23 protein-coding genes are annotated in these 26,398 nt (G+C 60.6%); 6 read left to right on the plus strand and 17 right to left on the minus strand.

Annotated features, from left to right (window positions below):
* Positions 1-12 precede the first annotated feature (12 nt).
* From HT585_RS27640 to HT585_RS27665, 6 genes are read right to left on the minus strand one after another with little or no spacing between them, the layout of a single operon-like run.
* On the minus strand, positions 13-894 hold the full coding sequence (locus HT585_RS27640) for a type II secretion system minor pseudopilin (protein WP_176356000.1): 882 nt from the start codon (positions 892-894) through the stop codon (positions 13-15).
* Entirely contained in the window at positions 881-1,546 is a 666-nt protein-coding gene (locus HT585_RS27645; RefSeq protein ID WP_176356001.1) for a PulJ/GspJ family protein, read from the minus strand. Before HT585_RS27645 ends, HT585_RS27640 begins: the two co-directional genes overlap by 14 nt.
* A complete protein-coding gene (locus HT585_RS27650; RefSeq protein ID WP_176356002.1) occupies positions 1,543-1,956 on the minus strand; it encodes a type IV pilus modification PilV family protein in 414 nt (137 codons plus the stop codon). Before HT585_RS27650 ends, HT585_RS27645 begins: the two co-directional genes overlap by 4 nt.
* Before the next feature lie 10 nt (positions 1,957-1,966).
* Positions 1,967-2,443: a prepilin-type N-terminal cleavage/methylation domain-containing protein gene (locus HT585_RS27655; RefSeq protein ID WP_176356003.1), complete on the minus strand. Its 477-nt coding sequence runs from the start codon at positions 2,441-2,443 to the stop codon at positions 1,967-1,969.
* A complete protein-coding gene (gene gspG / locus HT585_RS27660) occupies positions 2,412-2,876 on the minus strand; it encodes a type II secretion system major pseudopilin GspG (RefSeq protein ID WP_176356004.1) in 465 nt (154 codons plus the stop codon). Before gspG ends, HT585_RS27655 begins: the two co-directional genes overlap by 32 nt.
* Positions 2,877-2,881: 5 nt before the next feature.
* Positions 2,882-4,012, minus strand: coding sequence for a type II secretion system F family protein (locus HT585_RS27665; RefSeq protein WP_246707975.1), 1,131 nt, complete (start codon positions 4,010-4,012; stop codon positions 2,882-2,884).
* A gap of 365 nt (positions 4,013-4,377) precedes the next feature.
* On the opposite strand from HT585_RS27665, the gene HT585_RS27670 reads away from it, so the two are divergent.
* Positions 4,378-6,699 (plus strand): multicopper oxidase family protein, encoded by a 2,322-nt coding sequence (locus HT585_RS27670; RefSeq protein ID WP_176356005.1) that lies wholly within the window; start codon positions 4,378-4,380, stop codon positions 6,697-6,699.
* A gap of 103 nt (positions 6,700-6,802) precedes the next feature.
* Positions 6,803-7,792: an SCO family protein gene (locus HT585_RS27675; protein WP_176356006.1), complete on the plus strand. Its 990-nt coding sequence runs from the start codon at positions 6,803-6,805 to the stop codon at positions 7,790-7,792.
* A gap of 84 nt (positions 7,793-7,876) precedes the next feature.
* Here the strand turns inward: HT585_RS27675 and HT585_RS27680 are convergent, their stop codons facing one another.
* On the minus strand, positions 7,877-8,365 hold the full coding sequence (locus HT585_RS27680) for a RidA family protein (RefSeq protein ID WP_176356007.1): 489 nt from the start codon (positions 8,363-8,365) through the stop codon (positions 7,877-7,879).
* A gap of 193 nt (positions 8,366-8,558) precedes the next feature.
* On the opposite strand from HT585_RS27680, the gene HT585_RS27685 reads away from it, so the two are divergent.
* On the plus strand, positions 8,559-9,272 hold the full coding sequence (locus HT585_RS27685) for a TetR/AcrR family transcriptional regulator (protein WP_176356008.1): 714 nt from the start codon (positions 8,559-8,561) through the stop codon (positions 9,270-9,272).
* 136 nt (positions 9,273-9,408) lie between these two features.
* Here HT585_RS27685 and HT585_RS27690 read toward each other — a convergent pair whose 3' ends face one another.
* The 5 genes from HT585_RS27690 to lsrA all read right to left on the minus strand — a co-directional run bounded on the left by HT585_RS27690 (position 9,409) and on the right by lsrA (position 15,306).
* Positions 9,409-10,665: a class II aldolase gene (locus tag HT585_RS27690; protein WP_176356009.1), complete on the minus strand. Its 1,257-nt coding sequence runs from the start codon at positions 10,663-10,665 to the stop codon at positions 9,409-9,411.
* A gap of 73 nt (positions 10,666-10,738) precedes the next feature.
* Positions 10,739-11,770 carry an autoinducer 2 ABC transporter substrate-binding protein LsrB gene (lsrB, locus tag HT585_RS27695; protein ID WP_210270590.1) on the minus strand — a complete coding sequence of 344 codons (1,032 nt, stop codon included), beginning with the start codon at positions 11,768-11,770 and terminating at the stop codon, positions 10,739-10,741.
* Positions 11,767-12,783, minus strand: coding sequence for an ABC transporter permease subunit (locus tag HT585_RS27700; RefSeq protein ID WP_176356010.1), 1,017 nt, complete (start codon positions 12,781-12,783; stop codon positions 11,767-11,769). Before HT585_RS27700 ends, lsrB begins: the two co-directional genes overlap by 4 nt.
* Complete coding sequence (lsrC, locus tag HT585_RS27705) at positions 12,780-13,811, minus strand: autoinducer 2 ABC transporter permease LsrC (protein ID WP_176356011.1); 1,032 nt, start codon at positions 13,809-13,811, stop codon at positions 12,780-12,782. Before lsrC ends, HT585_RS27700 begins: the two co-directional genes overlap by 4 nt.
* On the minus strand, positions 13,804-15,306 hold the full coding sequence (lsrA, locus tag HT585_RS27710) for an autoinducer 2 ABC transporter ATP-binding protein LsrA (RefSeq protein ID WP_176356012.1): 1,503 nt from the start codon (positions 15,304-15,306) through the stop codon (positions 13,804-13,806). Before lsrA ends, lsrC begins: the two co-directional genes overlap by 8 nt.
* Before the next feature lie 238 nt (positions 15,307-15,544).
* Here lsrA and HT585_RS27715 point away from each other — a divergent pair, with 238 nt between their 5' ends.
* Genes HT585_RS27715 through HT585_RS27725 form a run of 3 tightly spaced genes read left to right on the plus strand, consistent with a single transcriptional unit; the run spans position 15,545 to position 18,417 of the window.
* Positions 15,545-16,492: a sugar-binding transcriptional regulator gene (locus HT585_RS27715; RefSeq protein ID WP_176356013.1), complete on the plus strand. Its 948-nt coding sequence runs from the start codon at positions 15,545-15,547 to the stop codon at positions 16,490-16,492.
* Positions 16,493-16,500: 8 nt separating this feature from the next.
* Entirely contained in the window at positions 16,501-18,063 is a 1,563-nt protein-coding gene (lsrK, locus tag HT585_RS27720) for an autoinducer-2 kinase (protein ID WP_176356014.1), read from the plus strand.
* 54 nt (positions 18,064-18,117) lie between these two features.
* Positions 18,118-18,417: an antibiotic biosynthesis monooxygenase gene (locus HT585_RS27725; protein ID WP_176356015.1), complete on the plus strand. Its 300-nt coding sequence runs from the start codon at positions 18,118-18,120 to the stop codon at positions 18,415-18,417.
* 134 nt (positions 18,418-18,551) lie between these two features.
* Here HT585_RS27725 and HT585_RS27730 read toward each other — a convergent pair whose 3' ends face one another.
* From HT585_RS27730 to HT585_RS27750, 5 genes are all read right to left on the minus strand, one after another.
* The gene (locus HT585_RS27730; RefSeq protein ID WP_343214099.1) at positions 18,552-19,658 is read right to left on the minus strand and encodes a glycoside hydrolase; all 1,107 of its coding nucleotides are present in this window, start codon (positions 19,656-19,658) and stop codon (positions 18,552-18,554) included.
* A gap of 7 nt (positions 19,659-19,665) precedes the next feature.
* Positions 19,666-20,838 carry a polysaccharide pyruvyl transferase family protein gene (locus HT585_RS27735; protein ID WP_176356017.1) on the minus strand — a complete coding sequence of 391 codons (1,173 nt, stop codon included), beginning with the start codon at positions 20,836-20,838 and terminating at the stop codon, positions 19,666-19,668.
* Positions 20,839-20,985: 147 nt separating this feature from the next.
* Positions 20,986-22,164, minus strand: a complete 1,179-nt coding sequence (locus tag HT585_RS27740) for a polysaccharide pyruvyl transferase family protein (protein WP_176356018.1) — start codon at positions 22,162-22,164, stop codon at positions 20,986-20,988.
* A gap of 35 nt (positions 22,165-22,199) precedes the next feature.
* Positions 22,200-24,875: a glycosyltransferase gene (locus tag HT585_RS27745; protein WP_176356019.1), complete on the minus strand. Its 2,676-nt coding sequence runs from the start codon at positions 24,873-24,875 to the stop codon at positions 22,200-22,202.
* The gene (locus tag HT585_RS27750) at positions 24,865-26,346 is read right to left on the minus strand and encodes a DUF6212 domain-containing protein (protein WP_176356020.1); all 1,482 of its coding nucleotides are present in this window, start codon (positions 26,344-26,346) and stop codon (positions 24,865-24,867) included. Before HT585_RS27750 ends, HT585_RS27745 begins: the two co-directional genes overlap by 11 nt.
* Positions 26,347-26,398: the final 52 nt, after the last annotated feature.

The following is a 26,398-nucleotide window of genomic DNA, read 5'->3' on the forward strand; positions in this document are numbered from 1 at the left end:
TCCGCCCCGCCATCAACGGGCCTCCCGACCAGCAGGTGCCCAGTCATACACAGCATAGCCTTTCGCCTCGTCTTCGGCATCCGCTATGACGACGTGAGCAGCACTTGTTCTGCCACTTTCGCTGCGAACGACGACATCAAGCCGATACACTTTGGGTGCCTCCAGCGTGACGAAGTCGTCGTACCGCTGGGACAGCCCTCGCAATTCGCCATCGTCACCTTCTGCACCAGGCGCTTCAACAGATCTCAAGGCGGAGGCATCCGCATCGCTCATCTCGGGTATAGCCATCAAGACACGGCGTGAGGAAGCAGTTGGATAGAGCAGACCCGTTCGGTTGTAGACCGTTACAAACGGTTGAAGACGCAGATAATCTCCTTCGCTCAGACCACGAACGAAGCGCAACTCGTTTACGGATTGGAACGCGACATTTGCCGGCAGACCGATTGCATCGCTTGCCAAATAGTCGGCTCGCTCGGCGCCACCCGTCGTTCTCTCATCGTCCTCGTCACGCCAGTCGACGACCCGGGCGGCGAACGACCTGGGTGAAAGCGACTGCCCTCCTGCCGCCTTGAATACAGCCTCCAGCAATTCGCGTGGCGACGCATTCAGATCGACCCGCCCGGCCTCCACCGAAACATGCAGGATGACGCTACCGCTCGGCAGGCGAATTGTCCTGCCATCCACCGATGCGGCGTCGACATCCGCAAGGAAGAGGAGATATCCGGCCGCTGCAACGCCACTCTCCATAAGGTTCTCCATCACCAGATCGTCGGCGCCGAGCTTGGTCAACACAAGAGCCGGCCGCGACAGCAGCACCAACATCGACACGAGCGCGGCGAGCAGACCGCTGACGACGAGAACGGCGAGCGTGGCAAACCCGTCATCGCGCTGCATTGTCGCCTCCCGCGCACAAATCTCCGTCGCGACAGTCCGAAGGCGGGTCGACATGCGGCGACATCAGCAGCGTCAGCGGTGATCGTCGTTCGTCAGACCTGTCCCAGATTTCCAGCCGAACGATGTCGGGGAGCTTTTGCTGTGCAATCCAGGATCCAGTCCAGATGGTTCCACGCTCCGTCGTTTCGGCGAAGGAAAAGCGCCAACGCCACGCCCCTTCGAATATCGCGATCGGTGCGGATGAGCGGGCCCGTTCGAAACTCGCCTGCCCGGGAACCCGTACCGCCGACGATCTCAAAAGCGCGGGCGGCCTGATCCTCACCGCAATCCACACCAGTTGATCCGGCTCAAGCTGCGGATCGGTTCGTGTGGCCAACCCGAGCGCCTCGCCGCTGCCGTAAAACAGGAGAGGCGCATTCGCTTCCGCTCCTGTTTTTACTGCTGCGATCTGCGAAAAATCCCTTCGCATTGCGGCAAGGCCGGTCGCAAGCTCTTCAAGCGTGGCTACACCTTTCGAAGCGGCGGCGGACGACCGTGTCACGAGCGAAACCGTGAGCATGAGTGCGTGCAGGACAATCGCGGTCAGCATAAGCACGACCAGCGCCTCAAGGAGTGCGAAGCCTTCGTCCTTCGGTGCGGGCACACTGTTCATTGGCTGCCCCCGACTAAGAGACGGTCAACAGCAAGGACGCGGGACGCGGAGACCTCGACGGAAAGCCTTGCTTCAAGCAGCACGCGACCGTTGCTCGGCTGCGCGTCGGCGACTGCGGCTGGCACGACCACCACGCGCCATCGGTGTCCCCGCACCGCGCCGGAAAAGGCTCCCGGCCGGATGCGCCCGTTTCGCAGCTCCGCCGCCAAAACTTCCTCGGCGACCAGTCTGGCCTCTAGCCAGGCGCGGGAGTGACCGATCGACGTCCGGGCGGATACCAGACTGCGAGGAACGACCGAGATCACGGCCGCAAGGATTGCGACTGCAACCAAAACCTCAAGCAGGGTGAACCCCGCATCGGGACGGCGCTCGCCTTCGGGCCTACTTGGGTGGACAGCGTACGGGATCATCGAGGCATCCTTACTCAACCTCCGACAGTGTGACGCCTGAAGTCAGCGGGTTGACCGTTATGCGATAAGTCAGGCTGCTGCCCTCAATGCTCAAAACGCCGCCGAGCGCGCGTCCATCCGCCAGAAAGACAAACCCAAGACCATCGGCCGATCGCAGATGGCCGGAACGCACCACCCTCATCGTCGTACCGTCGGGCAGAACGACCTTTCGACCCGAAGCCCCAGAGGAAACCGTCCTAGTTTGCGGGTCGACGGAACACTGGACCGGGCGCCCCTGCTCCATCGCCGCGTTCCTGCCGTGGCGCAAAAGAGCAGCTATCTCGGCTGCGCGCACCTTCAGGCCGATGGCGCGGCTCGCCTGCGTCAGGAAGGGAAACGACATGGCCGCAACAAGCGCCACGATGGCGAGCGCAGCCAGGATCTCGAGCAACGCAAATCCGCCGTCGTATCCCGCGTCATTGCTGGATGGCGATGTCGGCCGCACCATCGGCTCCTCCTTCGACGCCGTCTGCGCCATAAGAGATGATCTGCGGCCTCCCCTTGTCACCCATCCGATATTGATACGGGTTACCCCACGGATCGAGCGGCACGGACGCCGTCTGGATGTAGGGACCTTTCCAGCGCTTGATCGAACCGCCGTCCACCAGCGCATCCAAGCCCTCCCTTTCCGTCGGATAGCGCGCAACATCGAGATAAAAGAGATCGAACGCCGAAGTGAGGGCCTCGATCTGCAGCTTTGCAGCGCGGACACGCGCTTCGGAGAGATAGCCGAGCACCCGCGGCGCGGCGATGCCGGCGACAAGGCTGAGAATAATCAGAACGACCAGCAACTCGAGCAGTGTGAACCCGCCTTCTCCCTCGTCGCGCCTCTGTCGGCAGGCGCTGCGTTCGGTTGGGTTCGAGCGACGGAGTGTTTTCATGGGGCTCACAGCAGCAATTCGTTCAGACTGAGCAAGGCAGTGATTACCGAGACGATGATCCAGGCGATGAAGGCGCTTATTGCCAACAGCACGATCGGACCCGCTATCGCGGTGGCACGCGCGATCGATCGGTCGAGTTTCGTTTCATAGTAGGTCGCGACCCGCCATGCCGCCTTGTCGGCCTCTCCGGTGGTTTCGCCGACGCGCATTATCTGCAGGCCGTAAGCTGGCAGAAAGTCTGTGCGCGCGAGCGCATCGGTAAGGCGGCTCCCGTCGCGAACGTCGGCGAGTACTTGGGCCACGAGGTTGGCAGAGTTCGCATCCCGCATGAGATCTCGGATGAGCCGGAGTGCGGTCGGAAGGTCGACACCGCTTCTGCTCAGCATCGCAAGCGTCGAGCAGAAGACGACGGCGCGCTGCTGCATGAGCAGTGTGTCGAAACCAGGGATTTGGCGAAGCAGGGAGATCAAGGCCGCTTTTGCCTTGTCGCTGCGGGCTGCGACGCTGCCCGAACCGGCCAGAGCCATCCCTGCGAATGCCAAAAATATGCTGTGCCCGACGGCAATGCGCGACAGAGTGAACACCAGAGGCTCCGATGCGCGTGACGCGTTGCCGGTTTCGACAAGGGCTTGATCGAACTGTGGAACCACGACAATGAGCACAAAGAAGAAGACGCCGATCGCGGCAAGCAACAGAAGGCAGGGATAGGCAAGGGCTGCGGCCAGCCGATGGTTGAGCTCACTCTGGCGCCGCCGATCCTGGGCAATCACCTGCAGGGTTGCGTCGAGATTGCCGGCGACTTCCGCGACTTCCACCATTTTGACGTAGGTTCTCGGAAAGGCCTTGGGGTAAGCGGCAATCGCCTCGGCAAGACTGTGCCCTTTCGATATCACTTCCCAAATCGAATAGACGATGCTTGATAGCGCCCGGCGTTTGGTCGATTGATAGATGATCTGAAGAGCCCGATCCAAGGCGACGCTGCCGGAAAGCAGGGCCGCAAGATCCTCGGTCAGCGCAGTTACATCTTCGTATGACGGCGCACTGCCCGCGAGGATAGAGACGCGCCGTGCGGAACTGGACCGGTTCACCTCTTCTATGTCTATCAGCAGAAGCGATCTGCGCTCCAGCTCAGTCATCATCTCCGCGCTTGAAGCCGCGTCCAGATACCCCTCAAGTATGTGTCCGGACTGGTCGATAGCCCGATACCGGAAGCTCGGCATAACCATTCACCACCACCGGAGTTCTGCATACTGGCGGCCGCTCAACCCCGGTGATAAAGCCGGATCGAATACTAAGCCTAAGGTAATTATAAGAGAATGTCGGGATTCCTCAACAGAGGAACATTGCAAAACCGGAAACCGCAGCAAATCGTTCGATCTAAGTCGGAATAGTTATAAGACTAAGGTCTGGTCTAATTATTGTGATCACAAGTGTTGAGGCGTATTATTTGTAGAAATCCAGATCGGAGGACCATGAACTACATTTGATAGGGGCGGATTAAATGTACATCTCCAACGATGCGTCGCGGGCGCGACAGAGAGAAGCGCAGCTCGCACGGGAAAACCGTGCCGAGATTGCAAGAGCAATTAATCAGGAACAGGTGACACGTCGCGAGCTGTTGCGATGGGGCCTCTTCACCGCGAGCGGAATGCTCGCGATGAAAAACGGGCTCAGTCCTTTTGCGAAGAGCGCCTATGCGGCGGTCCCGACCGGCGCGCCGCGCACCCCGCTTTTCGGCGTCAAGAAATTCTCCCAACCCATGCATCGTCTGCACCTGCTCAACCCCGTGCCGATGACGCGGACGTCGCAGGGTCACGCTGCGTTTCCTGCACATCTGGCTGAACGGCCGGCGAAGCGTTTGTCCTATCACACCGACTTCTCGGCCGATCCGACAAACAGGCAATTCATCAATCCCAGAACCTACCGCGGCCCGATCGAGGGGCGCCCGCCGGGAGAGATCTTCGCGCACCAGCGCTGGGACGAGTACTTTCCCAAAGTGGGTTACATCATGAGGCTCGGCCAGATCACGCAAGGTGGCGGCGGATACTTCCACGACCATTTCCCGCTGCAGCAGGCAGACAGCGTCTGGTGCTATGGTAGCGGCAGGACCGGCGACTGCAGCCTGCCACCGTTCCTCATCAAGGGCCGCTACGGCGAACCCATCATCACGAGGGTCTACAACGACCTGCCCGTCAACAGGGCACAGAACAACGGCTTTGGGCGCAACGAGACCCAGCTTCACTTTCACAATGCGCACAATGGCGCGGAAAGCGATGGCGCGGCGAATGTGCACCATTTCCCAGGCACGTTTTACGATTATCGCTGGAGCACGACGCTTGCCAGACGTGACAAGATCAACACACAGGCCACCGATCGCCGGGCATCAGGCCCGGACGACAGCACCGGCCTGATCAACGTCCCGGGAGACTTCCGCGAACTGCAGGGAACGATGTGGGCGCATGATCACCGCTTCTTCTTTACCGCGGAGAACGTCTACAAGGGCAACCTTGGTGCGATCAACTACTACAGCGGCCCCGACCGCGGCAACGAAGAGCTTGCAGACGGGGTCAACCTGCGTCTACCCAGCGGCAAGCTTCTGGGTTGGGGCAACATCGACTTCGACGTCAACTTGGTCTTTTCCGATTGCGTATGCGACGCGTCGGGCCAACTCTTCTTCGATATTTTCGATACGGACGGGATGGTCGGCGACGTGCCGCTGGTCAATTTCGGCTATGCGCCATTCTTCGAAGTCCTGCCGCGAAAATATCGCTTCCGGATACTGAACGCCTGCATGTCGCGTTTCCTTAAGCTTGCCCTGGCTGATGCCAAAGGGAATCCTGTTCCGATCAAGTTCATCGCCAATGACGGGAACCTGGTGGTAGCACCCCTGACCCTGACCTCCCTTCCCGTCCAGGGCATGGCCGAACGCTACGATATCATCGTCGACTTTTCCGGCTTTCGGGTGGGCGACAGGATACGGGTCGTCAATCAAATCCTCCATGACGATGGTCGCGGGCCCAAAGAAGAACTCAGCCTGGCAAAGGCGATCAAGGGCGATACCAAGGATCCGGTCGTGGGGCCGATGCTTGAGTTTCGGGTGGTCGGCGCAGTCGAAAGCGTTGATGTGCCTGGCGTCATTCACCGCGCCACGGACCCGGATGTCAGCCGCGTTCCGCTCAAACTGACCGAACAGATACCCATCGTGACGCCAGTGCGCACAAGGGTCGTCGAGTTCGGTAGATCGGGAGAAGGCGATTCCCGCGGGCCGGACGGATGCACTCCTGATTGCGGCGAATATGTCAATTTCCCCTGGACCATTCGCATCAATGGCGAAACGTCGCATTCCATGAACGCCAACCGAATTTCCCTGCTGGTCCCTAAAGCCGGCGAGGTCGAGCATTGGACCTACAGGAACGGCGGCGGCGGCTGGGATCACCCTATCCATCTGCACTTCGAAGAGGGCGTCACCATTTCGCGGAAAGGTCTGAAGCTCGAAGCGACCGAGGCTTTCCAGCGAAAAGATGTCTGGCGGCTCGGTGAAAACGGCAGCGTTACCTTCCAGGTGCAGTTTGGTGAGTTCGGCGGGGCCTATGTCAATCATTGCCACAACACCATTCATGAGGACTTCGCAATGCTGGCGCGCATTCAATTGCTGACCGGCGTGGCCGGTTCGCCGCAAACCGCGGTGACCCCCACTCCAAACCCGACCCCGGACGGCGTCGTTTTCACCACCCCGGAGATCATGCCGGAAGGTGCGCCCAAAGGCTGGCGGGACAGTCAGCCGATACAGGCGGCGCAGCTCGCAGAAACCGTTACTCCTTAAAGGGTTGGCCGCACCGAAACCCGGTCAACCAGAAGACATTCGTTCCTGTTGCATCTGCTTGGCGCGTTGGCCGCGCCGGCATGCCCACCGCTTGGAGAAGCAGATGAAACGATGGTTTGCGGTCGTCGCGGCGATAACCGCGATCCTTCTGTTCAGTCCCGGCGGACCGGCGGCCAAGAGCTCGCGTTGGGGCAAGGACTATTTCCCGAATGTCGATGTCGTCACTCAGGATGGCGAAAGGGTTCGCTTCTATGACGACCTGATCAAGGATAGGATCGTCCTCATCAGCTTCATCTTCACCAGCTGCACGGACCTCTGCCCGCTGACGACAGCGCGTATTGCGCAGGTGGTTGACAGGTTGAGGGACGAAATCGGCAAGGACATTTTTGTCCTCTCGATCACCGTCGATCCCGAAAACGACACGCCGGAGAAACTGAAAACCTTCGCCGACGCCTTCTACAGTGGCCCTGGCTGGACGTTCATCACCGGGAAACCCGCCGACATTCGTGCCATCAATTCAAAGCTCGGCAATAAGAGCGATGTGGCGACCCAGCACCGCAATGAAATCGTTCTCGGCAACGACAGAACGGGGGAATGGACGCGAAACTCGCCGTTCGCAGACATCGAAAACCTCGAGCTTGCCATCCGGGACATGGACCCGGACTGGCGGGACCGCCGTCACGTTCCTCAGGATGCGCTGGCGGCAAACCATGACCCGCGAGACCTGACGATCGGCCGTGAGCCGGGCCAAGTTCTGTTCAAGAAGATCTGCGCACCTTGCCACACAGTCGGCGTAACCGACCACGTCGGCCCCGATCTGCTCGGTGTCACCGACCGTCGTGACCGGCTGTGGCTGTCGGAGATGATCATGAATCCGGCCGGACTGCGCGCAAACAAAGACCCGATCCTCACCGATCTCGACGCGAAATACAAAGGCGTCCGCATGCCAAATCTCGGCCTGTCGGCAAGCGACGCATCGGACCTCATCTCGTATCTGACCACCAGGACGGCGCAGATTAACGAATTGCGGGCCCAACCCGAGGAGCAGCATCTCCACCAAAGCACGGATGGCGCTGGCCACCAGCACAATTAATTCGGCAGGCCGGTGGCTGCAGAGAGCGCGAACGCCCACCCGCCACATCACCCGGTAGGCAGACGATGACGACGCACTGCCTTGCTAATCAAGCAGGGCCACGGCCTCCACTTCGAACAGCATGCCGTCGACGGCCAGTTTCGGTACCGGGATCAAGGTCTGAGCCGGCAGCGCCTCGCCGAACATTTCCTTGACGCCCTCGGTCAACACTCCAAGCTTGGACATATCATGGTCGACCACGAAGACCGTGAGCTTGGCAACCTGATCGGGCTGGGCGCCGAGCGCATCGAGGGCAGTGCGCAAATTTGCGTAGCTCTGCTTAACCTGAATAGCGAAGTCGGGCGACAAGGCTCCAGTGCTGTCTTGGCCTCCCTGCCCGGAGATATAGGCGACCCGGGCTTCGCGCGGCATGATCACGACCGTGCTGTAGCCGTTCGGTGTCGGGTCATAGAGCGTCTGTGGATTGACGATGGTCAGCTTGCGATCTTTCTCATTCGCTGGCGCCACCGTGGGAACTACCATGGTCATGCTGATTATCCCTCCGATAAGCACATGCTTCATTGTGCGTGACATGATTTTCTCCCGGCCTTGAGAACTGCGAGCAACGTACGCTCGCGGTCTGCAGGATTGAATTTCAGCTCGGCACAAGATTGACTCGTACGCCGTACGATTAGATTGCATCGTACGGCGTACGAGTCAATTGGTGAGTATCGACATACGTTGCATTGTCGGCTTAGAACGACGTTCTGATCAGCAGGGAAAGCCGATGGCAGCCAAACACAGCGACACCCGAGGCAAACGGTCTCAACGGCAGTATGTACCCGTCCAATCCGCGCAGCCCCCACACGCCGACCCGCCCCTCTCTCTGGAGCGGATCGTGACCACCGCGGTCGAGCTGTTGGACGCCGAAGGGGTCGACGGATTGAAGATGCGTCGGCTGGCCGATCGGCTCGGCGCGGGCGCGATGAGCCTGTACTGGCATGTCGGCAGCAAGGAGGAGGTCTTTGATCTGGCGCTCGACTTGGTGATTGAATACAGCGGACGACCGCAAGTGTTTGAGCCAGAAGATTGGCGCGATGAAGCTGTTCATTTGCTCCAGGACTGGCGGGCGAGCATGCTGCGCCATCCCTGGTCGGCGTCACTGCTCTCGCGCCGGGCGCTTGGCCCGAACATCCTCAATCGCCTGGAACTGCTTGGAAAGATCCTGTCGAGAGCCGGTGTAGCGGACGCAGATCTGAACGTCGCGATATGGTCGTTGTGGAACTATGTGATGGGCGCCACGATCACCCGCGCGAGCTTCGATCTCTCGGAAGACGACAGAACCGCCGCACAGCAGCGCATTACACGCCTGAGCGAACATTATCCGACGATCGAACGTTCTCGTCTGCTGCTGGACAGCGATTGGGACGGCGCCTTCAGGAAAGGTCTCGACTTCCTGCTCGATGGGCTCGCACCTGGCCAAAAATCCTGCTCGCGGTGATGCCGCAACTGGGCAGGACCGCCACTTGCCTTCCCGATGGAGGCGAAGCAGCCGGATGTGTTATCCGGCGCCGTCATGACACAGCGCCATTTTGTTTTCTTTCGTTGTCTGCCTCCGGGGGCTTATGCCCAAGAGGTCAGGACGCCTGATTGACCTTCAGCTTCGCCTGCTCGAGCACCCAGTATTCCATATCGAACAGATCAGCTTCTCCAATCGGCGTGAAGCGGCCATAGGATTCGGCAGCATTGATCGCCCGTGTTGCCTGCTCGCACAGGTCCCCTGCGATCCGCGCGGCTTTGGCGTTTCCTCCAATTGCGAACATAGCTTCGCCGCGCACGACCACGACGCGTGGATAAGCATCCAACATGGTCTTTGCTATGGGCGTCAGGCCGGAATTCCGCTCGAAGTATGCGCGATATTCGGCTCGATAACGTTCGACGGCGGCCGCGATCTCGTCCGCATCCGCGTCTGGCTCGATGATCATCGGCCACGGTTTGATGCGGATGACGTGATCCGGCGTTACCGTACCTCTACGAGAAACGCTCTCGAGGTCGCCCCGCGACGCGTAGGTGCGAATGGCTGGCGTCGAGCGAAAGTCGACCGCAGCCGCATGTTCGAAGGGAGAGCCGGGACCAGCCAAGGCCTTGGCCAGTCGCGCCGTCAGGCCGGCGTCAGCCACGCGATCATTTGGCTGGGGGCCCGTCAGCACAACCTCTTTTCGGGCGAGCTCCTGTTCCGCGATATCGACGAATTCGATCATCAGTTCGTAGGATGCGCGAGCCGTACCGGCGAATGTGAACAGGCCATGGTTTTCGAGCCAGAGGCCTTCGCAATCCGGTTGCGCCTGAAAGATACGATCTGCTTCGATAGACAAGTCAAAGCCCGGCATCACATATGGCACATAGGCGACCCGGCCGCTGTAGATGCGTGCAACGGTATCGCGCATTTCGGGTTGATCCGCCAGAGCGAGGATCGCGGTCGCGTGCGTATGGTCAACGAAGTCGTGGGGTATGAAGGCATGCAAGAGCGCCTCCACCGAAGGATTGGGTGCGCTGGCATCCAGCAGATTGGCGCGCAGCAACGCGACCATATCAGGGTCGGAAAGCCTCGGCCCGTCGCGCGCGGCCAGAAGCTCCGGCAGCCGCACCGCCGGCAAGCCTGGCGCCTCGATGGTGTCGAGATCCCAGCCGCTGCCTTTGATATGCATGAGCGCCGAGCCATCCTCGCCTGTTACCTTGACCGAGGTGTTGCCTCCGCCGTGCAGCACTAGGTCCGGATCGCCACCGATGATGCGCGACGTATAGATGCGCAGCCCCAACGCTTCGCTATGGCCGGCTGCCCCTGCGGCCTCAACGTAGCGGTCGGCTTCGATATCGTTCCAGCGGCTTTTCATGATGGTTTTCCATTTTTTCAGCAATTGAGAACGGGCGGCCAATCGCAGGCCGCCCGGTATGGTGTGTTCAGGATCAGAAGTCGAAATTGCCGATGTTGTCCTTGGTGAAGACGGTACGCTCGGGCAGGAGCACGATACCGTTGCCTTCGGCCTCGTAGTCGTAGCCCTGCACCTTGTTGGCCGACACTTCGACCGTGCCGACGCCTGGAACTTCCAGCTTGTCGCCGACCTTCATCGGGCCGTTCTTCAAGACGTGGTCGGCGACAAAGACCGAGATCTTGCCCTGCTGGGTCACATCCCAGAGGCCGAACCGCTTGATCGTGCCGCGCTCGATATAGGGACGCATGACATTGGGCGTCGAGAATCCGACGATGGTGACGCCGTCGGCCCGCTTCAGGTTTTCGGCTGCCTGGGCAGCGGCTGGCAAAGCGTTGGCGTCGGGCGCGATGATCGCGTCGAGATCCGGGTACGTCTGCAGGATGCTTTCGGCCGTCTGCAGCGACTTCTGCGCATCGTTATAGCCATACTGCGTGGTGACGATCTCCCAGCCGGGATGCTCCTTAGCGATCTTCGCCTTGGCAGCTTCCGCCCATGCATTCTGGTCGGTGACGGTCGGGCTCGAGTAGAAGAAGGCAACCTTCGCCTTTTCCTTCTTCACGCCTTCGCCGGCCATGTCGACGAGCAGGCTGCCAAGCTGTTCGGGCGTGCCCTGGTTGATGTAGTAGCTCCGGCAATCCGGATTGACGTCGCTGTCCCACGTCATCACCAGCACACCGCGCTCCATCGCACGCTTCAGCGCCGGGCAAAGTCCATCCGGCGAAACGGACGAAACGATGATGGCGTTGTACCCTTGATTGACGTAGTTGTTGATGAACTGCACCTGCCCTGAGACGCTCGGCTCGGTCGGACCATCGTAGGTCACCTTGGCGCCGACTTCTTCGCCGGCTTTCACCGCTCCGGCTCCGCCGCTGGTGAAGAAACCGACCCCGACCAGCTTGGGGATGAAGGCGATCTGGGATTCGGCCTGTGCCGTTCCGGACGCGAGCATGGTGCCGGCAAGAAGGCTGGCCGCAAGGGCAGCGGTCTTAATCATTGTGTTGGTCATTTTCTTTCTCCTCCTGAAGTAATTGCCGCCCGGCCCTTCTGCTGCCTGGCAACGGCGACGAAATCGGCAAGCAAAGCGCTTCCGTGGCGCAATGCGACCGCTATAACCAGCAACCCTCCCGAAAGTGCGCTGGAAATCTGGCTTGAAACACCGCTCGCCTGCAGGCCCTGCTGCAGGTAGCCGATGACGAATGTGGCAATCAGCGTTCCGAGAATGGAACCTTGGCCGCCGTAGATGGATGCACCTCCAAGCACCGCCGCGGTGACAGCCGGCAGCAATGTCGCAGCGCCGAGATCGACGCGCGCCGAACCGAAATAGGCGGACATCACAAGCCCTGCTATCGCCGCACAGAGCCCGGTGACGACGTAGGTGATGGTCTGAACGGTGGCGACTGGAATACCGGCGAACCGAGCCGCACTCTCCGACTGTCCGACAAGAAACACGACACGGCCGAAGCGCGTGAAATGCAACAGGACGACGAGAACGAAGGCGAGCCCGAGAAACACGACAAGCGTTGCAGGCAAGCCGAACAACTGCGCGTAACCGAAGCCATTGAAGGCTTCCGGAAAGTTGCCGATCCCCTCATAGCCGCCAGCCCCGACAAGGCCCGAGGCGACGGTCGCCGTTCCCTGAAAGAGATAGAGGCTGCCGAGTGTAACGACGAGCGGCTGAATCTTCGACAGGTGAATAACGGTAGCGTTGAAGAGACCGCACAGCGCACCGGTCGCAAGCGCCAGCAGGATCGATAGCGGCAGCGGTACGGCGTAGAATGTTGCGACCCCGAATACGATGGCCGCAAGGCCGATTGCCGACGCGAAGGACACATCGATGCCGCCCGCAATGATCACCAAGGTCAGCGGCAAGGCGACGATGCCGATCTGGACGAAATCCGAGGTGCCGTAGATCAGGTTCGCGGGATTGAGGAACCGCGGGTTGATGAGGCCGAAGATTGCAAGCTCCGCCAAAAGCATGGCGAGCAACGCGGTCTCCCAGCGGAAGATCAACTTTTTCATCGGCTCGCCTCCGCGATCCTGGTTGTTGAAGACGTGGCATCGGGAACGGGCGCACGATCATGGATGGCGTAGCGGCGCGCACGAATGCGCCGCTCGATCAGTTGACGGATGCGGCCGTCGAGCAGGAGCACCGAGAGCAACAGCGCGCCGGCAATGAAATCGTTCCAGTAGGCCGGGATCTTCAGGAAGACGAGTGCGCTGTCGATCGAGGTGATGAAGATCACCGCGGCGACAACGCCTGCGACCGAGCCGGTGCCACCGAGAAGACTGACGCCACCAAGAACATTGACCGCGATCGCCTTGAGTTCGATGCCGTTGCCCGCCTGGTTCGGGATGAAGCCGATCTGGGCAGCAAAGACGATGCCGGCCAGCGCCGCGCAAGTTCCTGCGGCAACGAAAGCCGCGAATTGCACCCGCCGGACCGGCACGCCGAGGTGGTGCGCTGCCGCCTTGTTGTCGCCGACCGCATAGAAGAAGCGACCGAAACGCGTCTTGCGCAGGAACAGCCAGAGGGTGACGATCAATAGAACGACGACGACCGTCAGCGCTGAAAAGCCGAAGCCGAGATTGGTGGATAGGGCCTTCAAGTCTTGCGGCAGATCCTCGATCCAGCGTCCGCCGGTCATCACCAACATGATGCCGCGGTAGAGGCCGAGCGTCCCAAGCGTGGCGACGATCGACGGTATGCCGAGATAGGCGACCATCAGCCCGTTGAACGCACCGGCCAGGGCGCCGGTGAGCAGGCAAAGCACGATCGCGAGCGGCAGGCCGACCCCCGCGTTCAACAGCAGCCCAAGCACGGCGGCACTCAGGCCGAGCACCGAGCCGCTGGATACATCGATGTTGCGCGTCAGGATCACGACCATGGTGCCGAGCGAAATCAGCATCAGCACCAGGCTGCTCGACAGCACGGTCGAGAGTGTCGCGCCGGAGAGGTAACCCGGCGCCGCCGCGCCAATTGCGGCGTAGGCAAGGGTCAGGATGAGGACGAGCGTGACAACGCGGTTGCGGGCAAAGAGATCAAGCATGATTGGGCTCCGAGGCGCCGAAGGCCAGTCTGGCGATTGCATCGACGCTGATCGCGTCCGAAAGTTGGCCGCCGTCCCGGCCAAAGGCCATGACCTGTACGCGATCGGCCAATTGCTCGATCTCGTCGAAGTCGGAGGATATGAGGACGATGGCGACGCCTTTGCCGGCAAGCGTGCGGATCAGCGCGTAGATGTCATTTCGGGCGGCAACGTCGACCCCGCGCGTCGGCTCGTCGAGGATCAGTACCTTCGGTCCCGCCGACAGGCACTTTGCCATGAGGACCTTCTGCTGATTGCCCCCGGAAAGCCCCCGGGCCGACTGCCCGGCGCCGGTGCATTTTATGCCCATGCTGTCGCGAAAGCCGTCGAAGATTCGGCGCTCGGTTCCCGACCGCAGGAAAAACGGCAGGCGATGGATCAGATAGGACGAGACATTCCAATAGAGCGGTGCTTCGAGGAATAGGCCGTTCTGCTGGCGGTCTTCCGGCAGATAGACGAGGCCATGATCGATGCACGACCTTGGCGACCGGCTTTTCAGTTCCTTGCCTTCCAAGTGCACACTGCCGGCACTTTGTTTGCGCAGGCCGAAAAGTGTCTCTGCAAACTCCGTGCGTCCGGCACCAACGACACCGGCAAGGCCGAGGATTTCCCCCGCCCTGACATCGAGGTCGATATCGGCAAAGCCCTCTCCCGACAACCCCCGCACCGTGAGCCGCGGTTGACCGATCTGCGCCACCTTGCGCCCGGCCTTGGCGGTTCCGCCGTCGGCTGCAAGCTGTACGCGGCTCATCGCCTCGACGATCTCTGCGTCGGTATACTCGTCGAGCGGTCCCGAGAGCACGATGACGCCGTCCCGCAGCACACTGATGGTGCTGCAGATCTCCCGGATTTCCCGCAGCTTGTGCGAGATGAAGAAAATGCCGACGCCTTGGCCCTGCAGTTTGCGCACGCGCTCGAAAAGCGCGCTCGTCTCGAAGGGGGTCAGAGCCGAGGTCGGCTCGTCGAGGATAAGGACGCGCGCGTCCCGCACCAGGCCGCGCAAAATTTCGACGATCTGCCGCTCGGCAATCTCAAGCGAGGCAGCCTGTGCATCGAGATCCACGGCAACGGCAAGCTCGGCGACGAGTGTCTCGACGCGCGGCCGCAGCGAGCGCGGCGATGGCCTTAAGCCCAGACAGATATTTTCCAGCACCGTCTGGTTTGGCAGGATATGTGCTTCCTGCGGTACGAGATAGAGACCGAGATCCTGGGCGAGCGCCGGGGAGGCGTGCGTCAACGCCCGGCCGTTGATTTCGATGCGGCCGGAATTGGCGGGAATCACTCCGGACATGATCTTCATCAGACTGGATTTGCCGGCGCCGTTGCCTCCAAGCAGCGCGTGCACCTCTCCGGCTTCGAGGGCCAGTGACACGCCTTTGAGGACCGGCACCGCACCGTAGGATTTCCAGATGTCCTCTAGAAGGGCGACCCTCCCGGCCGCTTGTTCCTTCACCATTCCCCACCTGTTCAAATGTATTCATCTGCCATCATGTGATCATAACGACTGTATCCCGTCAATATGGTCATCAGCAGCAAAGCGAACAGAGATTGGCGGAAGTACTGGCATAATCGCAAATTTATGCGCAAAAACAGGCGGTTGGAAGGCGATGGATTTTTTCGGCCTCAATACCGTTGACGTATCAAATGTTTTCGCGATACTCAAATGATCAGGGCAACCCAAAGGAATGGGCCGCATGGCTTCGGACAATGGCGAGTGGAGTTACGCGGATGCGGACGAGGAGACCCTCACCCGCATTGCCTGGTACTACTACAACGACGGATTGACCCAGAACGAGATCGGCGAGCGGCTGAACATGTCGCGCATCAAGGTGTCTCGCCTTTTGGAAAGCGGCCGCCGTTCCGGCATTATCCAGGTGCGCATCAATTCACGCTATCAGGGATGCCTTACGCTCGAACGCGAGATCAAGGAACGCTACGGGCTGCTGGAGGCCTATGTCGTGCCGCAATTGCCCGACCAGGACCCGAGCGATCGCTTGGGTCAGGCGGCCGCGCAATTCCTCATGCAACGCCTGCAGCATGGCGACCTCCTGGCGGTGGGCTGGGGCGCCACCGTCAGCAACACCATTCAACGGCTCGGTCATCTCGCGAATGAACGCGATATCGGTCTCGTCAGCCTGACCGGCGGCGTCGGAACCTATGTGGACGGTATGCGCACGGCGAACTGGGGCAGCAGCGTCCATCTTGTCCCGGCCCCTCTTGTCGTCAGGGATCCGCAGGTTGCGAGCAACCTCTCCTCCGAACCGGCCGTTGCCAACCTGCTCGATATGGCGCTCAACGCCTCCTTTCAGCTCGTCGGCATCGGCGAACTTTCGCCGGCCTCGACGGTCGTGCGCTCCGGTTATGTCACTCCTGACGAAGTGGAGCCGCTGCGCCGCAAGGGTGCGGTCGGCGATATCCTTTGCCAGTTTTACAACGAACAGGGCGAGGTGCTCGATCTGCCGCTGCACGATCGCGTCATCGGGGTGAAGCTTGCGGCCCTGTCGCGCGCAGAGAAAGTCGTGGCCGCGGCAGGTGGCCTGCAAAAGTTGCAAGCCATCCATTCCGCCTTGCTGGGAAAGTTCGTCGGCATCCTCATCACCGATGAAACGACCGCCGCCGGACTGATCGAGATCAAGGACTGAGCATTACAATGAATGCAAGATATCTCCTCGCCGTTGACGCCGGCACGGGCAGCGGACGCGCCGTCCTCTTCGACCACAACGGCAATCAAATCGCCAGCGCCCAGCATGAGTGGTGGCACAAGCCCGATCCGCGCTTTGCCGGCTCGATGGATTTCGATGTTGAAGGCAACTGGGCCCTTTTGGCGCGGGCGATCCGGCGCGTCATTGCCGATGCGGGGATTCGGGCAACCGACATCGCAGCCGTCAGTGCCACCAGCATGCGCGAGGCCATTGTCGCCTATGATCGCGACGGCCAGGAGATCTGGGCCTGCGCCAATGTCGACAGTCGCGCCAACAATGAGGTGCGCGACCTGAAGCAGGATTTCCCGCAGCTTGAGGCGGAACTCTATGCTCAATCCGGACAGACCTTTGCGCTCGGCGCCCTTCCCCGTCTGCTCTGGCTGAAACGTAACCTTCCTGATGTCTATGATCGTGTGCATCGTGTCAGCATGCTTTCAGACTGGGTGCTCGCCCGGCTTTCGGGCGTGATCGCCAGCGATCCTTCCAATGGCGGCACGACGGGCCTCTACAGCCTTACGGCACGCAACTGGCTGCCGGATGCCATGGCGAGAGCCGGCATTCGCCACGATATCTTCCCGCCGAGCGCCGAGCCGGGGACCGTGATCGGTGACGTGACGGCGAAGGCAGCCGATGAAACCGGGCTTGCAGCAGGTACACCGGTGGTGATGGGCGGCGGCGACTGCCAGATCGGCGCGGCCGGTCTCGGCGTCGTCAACGAAGGTGATTGCGCCGTGCTCGGCGGCACTTTCTGGCAGCAGGTAGTCAATGTGGCGCCATCCGTTACGGATCCGTCGATGGATCTGCGCATCAACCCGCATGTCGTGACGGGTCTCAACCAGGCCGAGGCCATCAGCTTCTTCGTCGGCATCGTCATGCGCTGGTTCCGCGACAGCTTCGGCGCAGAGGAAATCGCCGCTGCCGGCAGCGGTGGCGACGCCTATCGTTTGCTGGAGCAGAAGGCGGCGCTTGTTCCCCCAGGCGCCTACGGCATTATCCCTGTGTTCTCGGACGTGATGCACTATGGAAAATGGTATCACGCGGCCCCGTCACTGCTGAACCTCTCCATCGACCCGGAGAAATCCGGCAAGGCAGCAATCTTTCGCGCCCTGCAGGAAAACGCGGCCATCGTCGCGGCCCGCAACCTCGCCGCCATTTTCAAGCTTTCCGGCAAGTCGCCTGAAAAGATCGTCTTTGCGGCCGGCGCCTCCAAGTCCGCCCATTGGTCTCAGATTCTTTCGGATGCAACCGGACTGCCGGTTGTCACGCCTGTGGTCAAGGAAGCGACGGCTCTCGGCTGTGCGGCCGCAGCGGCAATCGGTGTCGGGCTCCACCGCGACTTCGTCGAGGCTGCCGAAAGCTGGGTTCGTTGGGACCGGCATTTCGAACCCAATCTCGAACACAAGGCGATCTACGATAACGCTGGCGAGCGTTGGGCCCGTGCCTACGCTCTTCAGCGTCAATTGGTCGATGAGGGCGTCACCACGGCCATGTGGAAGGCTCCCGGTCTGTAAACCCTTTCATCGCACGCACCAGCGTGCCGCTCTAACGTTACCAAGGAATACGACATGCTCATTCAGATGGTCAGCATCAACGTCAAGGAAGGCCATGCCGCCGAATTTCTCGAGGCCTTTCGGATCAATTACGAAGGTACGCGCAAAGAGCCGGGCAACCTGCGTTTCGACGTCCTACGCGACCCGCAGGACGAAAACACCTTTCTGATCTACGAAGTCTTTCAATCTGCAGAGGCCCTGGAAGACCATCGCAAGACTGAGCACTACAAGGAATGCGTCCGCATTATTGATCCCATTCTGGCTGGTCCGCGGACCAAGCTTTACTATAACGCCGAGATGGCAGACTTTCTCTAAAACGCCCGTGCGTTCGACGCCGCGAAGGTCGACCCGATGGCGCCCGCAAGAAGGGCGGCGCGGTATCCGGTGTATAGCGTCGTCGCGCCACAACCTGTGTCGCTGCGCACGATGGCTGAAAGCGATGCGTCGGCCTAGTTCGGGGCGATCGCCCTCACGCCGGCAGGGCTGAGGCGACCGCATCGCCAGACGCCATAAGCGTCGTGTGTGTCCCAGTCGTAGTAGAACGCGGCCATCAATTGCCCCGACGACATCAAGGCTTGAAACACGGACCGCGTCGCCGCAATTGCGTCGGCGCGGTTTCGGTCGTCGAACGGGCATGAGCGGGCGGCGTTTGCCACCCCCCATTCGGTGACCCAGCAGGGCTTTCCCCTATCTCCGGCCGTACAGAAACGAAGGAGTTCGCGGATATAATTGGCAAGCTTCGGCCCCGCCTTGCGTCCCGGATAGACGTGAATGCCATAGGCGTCGACATACCTGTCGAGCCCGAGCGATTTCAGGAGTGCGATCACGTCTTCCGGGTCGAGGCGCTCCATGCCCTTTTGGTCGGACTCCCCGGCATTCATGTCCGAAAGGCCGGCGGAGACGACCACCGCGTTCCTGCTGAAGATCGTCGCCTTCAACTCCTGCCTCGTCATTCTGGCAATCTCGACATAGATCGCCAATCCACGCTCGAAAGCTTCGCGGTTGCGGATATCGGGCACGCGGCGCGGCGTAACGGCGCCGGGTTCGCGAAACACGATGAGGTCGCCATTGTAGGCGCTGTAGTTGATTTCGTTGCCAGGTTCGACCGCCACGAGCGGGACGCCGGCATCGTCCATTCGGCGAAGTGCCGCCTTGAGGTTTTCCCGATATCTCTCCAAATCGATATCGGAAAGGCGACGTATGTCCCAGATCCGCCCGTAACCCGTTCGGGCGTCAACATCGTCGGCATAAAAATCGGGGTTCGTTAGCTGGATTTCCAGCAGGATTTTCAGCCCGAGGCCATGAGCGATCTCGACGGCGTCGATGCTCCTGGCGACCGGGGCCGACAGGGACAGCCGCACATGCGTTGCACCACTCGCGGCGATCTCACCCAGGACTTTCCTCTGCTCATCCGGTGTCAGCCAGGCGAGATTGACCCTGTTGATCCCGAAGATGCCGGTGGCGTTTCGATCCCGTTCGATCGCCGTGACAGGTTCGATGGCAAAAAGCGAAAGCAGCGCGCAAAGAAGGACTCTGCGCGCTACGGCAGTCCACACCCAGCGCTCAGATCCCAATCTGGCCGAGCACATTTCTGAAGTTGGCTTCACAGGCGCTGTAACGGTCGATCGCCGCCTCTGCGTCGATCGTGGAGAGGAAATTCGAGAGATAGGTGCGCTTGTCCGCTTCGCGGTTCCAGGTCGCCGCCTCGATATAGGGGAAGCCGATGAACTCCAGCATTTCACGCATGCGGTCGTCCACGGCGATCATCAGTGCGGGAACACCCGCCTGCATGCCGATGATGCAACCATGGAACCTGCGGCCGAAGCACATGTCCCTGCTCGTGGTCCAGGTGCGCCACTGGTTGGTGTCGAAGAAGGCGATCAGCTCGTGCTCGCGCTGCCACTTTTCCTTGTGCTTGTATTGCGTCGCTCCGGTAATGCGTCCGCGGGCGCGATCGTAGACCGGCGTAGCATCGTCACCCGGCAGTTCCAGATTGTAGGCGATGACTTCATCCTGGACGACGTAGCTCGCAACGGATTTCGGGCCTAGCAGTGCGTGGGCGTCGACGATCGTGTCGGCGACGCTGCCGAGATAACCGCCGAAGGCGATATTCTGCGCATCAGCCAATGCTGGATTGGCGAGTGCCATCAGCGACCGGACCATTTGATCGGGTGCGAAGTAGAGCGAGGGGCAGCCGGTCGGCTTGACGAATTTCATTCCCTGCTCTTTCAGGAACTCCGCGGTAAAATAGCCCCGTGTCAGGAAGTAGCTTTCCCTGTTCCTGAGAACATCGAGGAACTTGAGCGTTCCGGCCGGCAGCAGTTCCTTGAGGCCTTCCTTGCGCTGGATGCCGATGCCCATCACCACCACGGGCATCTTCAGCTTGGCGAATACCTCGGCCTCGAGATCGGCGGAATATCCGGGCCGCAAGAGGTTGGCGGACGCAAAGACGCAGATGTCGAATTCGCGGTTGGCTTGTTCGTAAAGATCGTCCGAAGCACGGTTGTTGACGAGGTGCCAGAACGGAACATAGGTGACATCGTGCCCTCGCAGGCTCTGGGCAGCTCCCTCGCCGATCAGGTAATTGCCGGTGTTGGCAATTTTCCTCACCTGGGAGAGGAAGTCTTTCTTTGCCGTCACCTCGTCAAAATACGGGCGATGATGCACCGTCAGACCCGAAACCGAGCCGATCGTGCGCTGCAGATACGAGGGAATCCCAGTAAGTAAGATACGCATAACTGTCCTTTGAACGAGCCCTTGGGAGGATGCCGGGTGCAGCCAGAGCGTTTCCGGCATGAACGGAGGCCGCCCAGAACGCTCTGGCTGTCTGTTTGCAAGCACGTCCTGGCGAAAAGACCGGGACGCAGCTGGACCGGAATTGCTCTACTGACCGATGCCGATTTCCCGCAGCGTCGAACGGAACGCCCGTTCGCGATCGGAATATCTGTCGACGAGTTCTGAGGCATTGAGCTTCTTCAGGTGGCCGGCGACGAAGTCGCTGCGATCGTCGGCGCTGTCGATCTCGTTGATATCGACCGCCGGCAATCCGGTGTAGCCGAGCATTTCGCGCATCCGGTCGTCCACTGCCACCATCAGGCTCGGGACGCCTGCCTGCATGGCAATGATCGAGCCGTGGAAGCGGCGGCCCAGGTTGAAATCCATCGACGACGCCCAGGCCCTCCACTGGTTGGTGTCAAAGAAGGTGCGCACCTGGAACGGCTTGCCGAGCCTGTCGGCGCCGGGATAGGCGAGATTGCCGACCATCGTGCCCGAGGCGGTGTCGTAGACCCGTCCCTCTCCATTGGGCTCGACACTCATGTCGAAATGGAGAAACTCATCCTGAACCACGTATTGCGGGACGCTGTCGCCGCCGGGCAGAGCCTTGGCATCGAGCACCGTATCCTGGTTGCCGCCGAGGTAGCCGGAAAAAATCGTGCGTGCCTTGGAGACGTCGACCTCGGGCAGTTTCTTGAGCGATTTTCGCATATTGTCCGGCATGAAGTAGACAGATGGGCAGCCCGTCGGCCGCACGAACTTGAAGCCCTGGTCCTTGAGAAAACCTTCGGTCTCGAAGCCGCGCGTCAGGAAGAAGTGCTCCCGCTCCTTGAGGATGGCAAGGAGCCGTTTGGTACCCTCCGGCAGATTGTTCTCCAGGTCCTTGCGGTTCTGTTGTCCGATGCCGAGCATGACGATCGGCATCTTGAGCTTCTCGAGCACGTCCGCTTCAGCGTCGGCCGACAGGCCCTTGCGCAACAGATTGGCGCAGGTGAAGACGCAGATATCGAAGTTGGCGTTGAACTCGTCGAGGCCGACGCCATTCTTGGCGCAATTGTAGAGATGCCAGAACGGCACATGCTTGGCGTGGGGTGAAAGCGCCCTGAGCGCACCTTCGCCGATGAGGTAGTTGCCGGTGTTGCTGATATTGCGCAGCTCCTGCAGAAATTCCTCTTTCGTCTCCGGTTGTTTCTGGCGCTCCGCATAGGAGACGGACAAACCGTGAGCGCCATTCACGAGGCGCGTATAGTGACCGGGAATACCCGTCACGAGAATCCTTGCAGGCATGCAATCGACCTTTCTGCTTAAAAGAAGGCGTGGGCTCAACCAACCGCCCGGATGCCGGCGTCAACCGCCGGGTCCGAGGGAAAGACGGCGGTTCTTGCCTGGGACGAGTTGTCGACCCAGGTGTCGCACCACGCGAGAAACTGCGAAAACGAGGATGTCCACGAACGACGGGCTGCAGTCTTGATGCAACCTTCAATCAGCGGAGCAAGTTGGTCCGGGTTGCGAGCAACCTTTTCGATAACGTCGGCCATCGATCGGACGACTTCGGGATCGGCCGCCGCATGGATCAGCACGCCGTCTTCGCCATCGACGATCAGTTCATCGACGGCGCCAACCGACGTGGCGATCGGCACGCATCCGAGCTGCTGCGCCTCGGCGATGACGAGCGGAGCCCCTTCCCAGCGCGAGGGCATGACGAGCACATCCGCCCAGGACAGCGCCTTGATGAGTTCCTTGCTCGCAAAGGCCGGCGGGCGGACGTCGACCGAGAGATCCTTCAGTCGCTCCGTCCAGGAGGCGCTGGTATCGGCGAGAATTTCCCCGCCGATGGCGCGCGCTTCGAACCGAACATTCCTTGCGCGCAGCTCAGACAGGGTCGCGGCCAGCCGATCGATGCCCTTCTGCCGGTCGAGACGACCCAGATAGAGCACGCGCAACGGCGCGTCGCCGCGCGGCTGTCTCCTAGTTGAGAAGACTTCCGTCTGAACCTTTGGCGGCACAGAAAAGCCCGCGCTGTTTGCGACGGCGAAGACCTTTGCGTGTGGCACGCCGAAACTGTGCAGGTAAGTCTTGAGCTGCTCCGAGCAAGTCAGAAACGCGTCGTAGCAATGCTCGTGGGCGATCGCGGCAAAAGGCTGGCCCGCGGGACGCTTGAACGCCGTGTTGTCGACGACGTGTAGGTAACATGCGGTACGCGTCCCCTCGGAGCGCAGCCGCGCGATGAGGGGGTGGACGGCCATGACATGGTTGTTGATCACCAGGTCGAAACCTGAAAGCTGGCCCTTCAAAGCTTGCCAGTCGACCCCGTGCTCTTCAGCGATGAAGTCCTGGCCGAGGAAGGAGCCCGACCCACCCCATGCGGGAACGCCGAGATCCCAGAAGTGGATGTGATCAAAGCTCTGATCGAACTCGTCGATGACGTCCATCTTCGCGCTGCCGAGTACGAACAGATGCGTCTCGAAACCGGTGCGCTTCAGTTCGCGCGCAACGGCATAAACGACCTTCTCGGCGCCGCCGAAAGATGCGTTCGGCACCAGAAGTGCTGCGGTCCGCTTGCCGGCGCTGTGCCCGAGCGGCAGGACGGGCGAGCCACCGACTTCCCTGCGCAGTTCCCGATAGAGCTCGCCATAGGGAACCAGCCGCGAAGGCCGCCATGTCCAACGCTTGCCCGAGGTGTGACGCAACGGGCTTGAGGCAATCGCGTTGATGCAATTGACCATCATCTGCTGCGGCGTGATCAGCGATCGGCGCGGCAGGCTCTTGGGGAAGGGAAAGCGAACCTTCAGCAAAGTCACCGTCGGCCAGACCTGTTGGTTGCCGATCGATGCGAACCACTCCACCGCATTGTTCAGGATCACGTCCCTGACGAGCGGGGTCGGGACGAAAACGAGGTCGGCGGATCCTACATTTTGAGATCCTGCCGGCAGGGCAATCGCCTCGATGCCGCGCTTCGCGCCGTCATTGGCGAGTTGCACGAACAATGCGTTGGTGTTTTCGCTCAACCGCTCCAGGTGGGCGAGAATGTTCGGAAGCATGCGTGAGCGCAGCAGCAGATCGAAAGCCGAACCACTGCCCGCCACGAGAAAGGGGGGGAAGTGCACATTGTCTGGCTCGCCGACATTCGCCCAGAACGCCGGGATGATATCATCAAGGCGAAGCACGGTCGGTGATTTGCTCGGATCGGTAAACAACGAGATCGATGCATTTTCCGTGCGGGCGAAGAGATACCGGGGGGCCTCCTCATGCTCGAAATCCACGAGCATCGGCCGTCGGTAGAGCGCTTTGTGGCGTTTTCTGAGGTAGCTGACCGATGTGGCGCGTTCGCGGTTGGCTTCCTTGAATCGGCTTTCGGCGCGCAAGCGATATTCGAAGACCGTGTCGTGGCACGGGACCCCGACGAAGCCGTTCTCAATGCAGGACAACCAGAATTCCCAGTCTTCGAAGCCGTTCTGCCGGTCATCGCTGAAGCGCACGCCTGAGCGGAAAACGTCGATGGAGATCAGCGATCCCGTGTCGCAAATATTGTCCGTGATGCAATGCGCCAGCCGCGAGTATTGATTGCCGTAATGCGCGCGCCAGGATACGGAGAACGTGTCGATATTGGTATAGACCCAGCCACAGGCAGTATCGATGAGCTTTTGGTAAAGTGTTTCGATCGTGCGCGGAAGAACGCGGTTGTCGGCATCGAGGAAGTACACCGCCCGAGCCTCAGGCAGTTGCTCGACAATGAAGTCGATGGCGCGATTGCGGGCGCCACCCGGTCCCGCATTGCGGCCGAATATCACGTGAATGAACGGATGGGCCGCGGCGTAGAGCAACAGCTGGTCGAATGTCTCGTGGCAGGGGTCTCCATCGACCGAAACCACGATCGCAAGCCGGGATGTGCTGAGGTCGGACGCCAGTGCAGATTCGATGGCTTCCAGGACAAGCGCCGCATGACCGTAGAGCGGCATCGCGATAGCGATGAGATCAGCCTCCGGGTTACCGGACATTCAGGGCCTCCGTCGATTGCTTGACCAGTCGGAAGCTCGACACCTTGAGCCAGCAGAAATCGACGCTGTCACCCGCCGCCCGGCTGAGGATGATCAGATCCATCGGAACACGGATCGCTTCGTCCATCTGCATGGTGATGCTGATGGATTGCTGAGCACCGACCTCTCGCCAACCGCTGAACAGCGTCGAGGGTTTCACCGTGCCCTTGCGTGCGAGTTCGGCGACCTCCGCGCGGGCGTTCGAACTGGCCGGGCTCAAGAGAAAGCTGACGGCTGCCGGCGCGCCTTTGGGGTGATCGATAATGGCGCTTGCCGACAACGAGACCGTGCCAGGCTCGATGGCGCGATTGATCGTACCGGCCGAAATGCCGCTTGCCAGGGGATGACAGACGATTGCGTGTTCATGGTCGAGAAACCGGATGGTCTGGAAATCCGGGACGATTTGAGTGACGGAGACGTCCGCAATCTGGCTGAGCTTGTCCAGCCCAAGCCTGTAATCGACGGTGAATTGCCCTTCCAGCAAGCTGGTGGGAGCAATCATGTTCGCGGTGCTGGCAGGCTTGACCCCGGGTAAGCCCGTGAACACCCTGAACGCGAGCGGGCGCAGGTCGAGGTCAGGATGGGGATGTTCCGAGCGCGCCGAATATCGCTCGCTGGCGATATGATGACCAAGCGAAAGGGCAAGCGCGTCCGAGCCGCTGGCGGACACCCGCAGACGAAGGGTCCTTGCCGCGCCACCGCAGGCACGCGGCAGCGAAAAGAAATTCCAGCCGTTGACCAGGCCGACATAGGGAACGTTCCATTCCGCAATGCCTTCACCGCTTTCCAGATAGCTCAATGTAACGATCAGCTCGCCACTGCCCTTCGGCAATGCGTGGAGGTGAAGGGAAAAGCCGGCGACGCCGAGGCTTGAGACGGGCAGAAGTTGCTCAATGAACGCGCTGCTCAACAGCTGTCCCACGCCCTCGTCCTTCGGATCGGCAAAGGGATCGTGCGCAAAGACTTCGGCAACCGGCTCCCAGTTTCGGGCGTGGAAGGCGTCTTCCAAGAGACGATAGTTTTCAAAGAGCTCTTCACGCTCGCGCCGAAGCATTGCGAGCTCAGACGTGATCGACGACGTGTATCTGGCCAGACGACCGACGCCGTCTTCGACAAGTGCCCGCAGAAGGGCAGAGCTCTCCGCCACATTGACAGGATCAAGACGCAGGACCGCCAACTCCGGAACTGTGCGCAAGGCCGAGAGGCGCGCAAGCCCCTTCTTCAGATCCGCCTCTCCCTTTTCGGAAAATGCGACGGCAGCGATCGGAAAACTATCCTTCAGCATGTCGAAGGAGCTGTCATCAGATTCCAGGTAATCCACGAGATGGGCGATGTTGCTGCCCTGCAGGATCGCCCGATCGCGATCCGACGCCAGCAGCAGCTTCTTCAAACCGAGCCGTGGGCCCAAGGCGGATTGTCTTACTTCTTGCACGTAACGCCCTCAGAAGAAACGATAACGCATATCGGTGGAGTTCCGAATGGGC

Origin of the sequence: Ensifer oleiphilus (assembly GCF_013371465.1) — a bacterium.
In the GTDB taxonomy this organism is placed as follows: Bacteria; Pseudomonadota; Alphaproteobacteria; order Rhizobiales; family Rhizobiaceae; genus Ensifer; species Ensifer oleiphilus.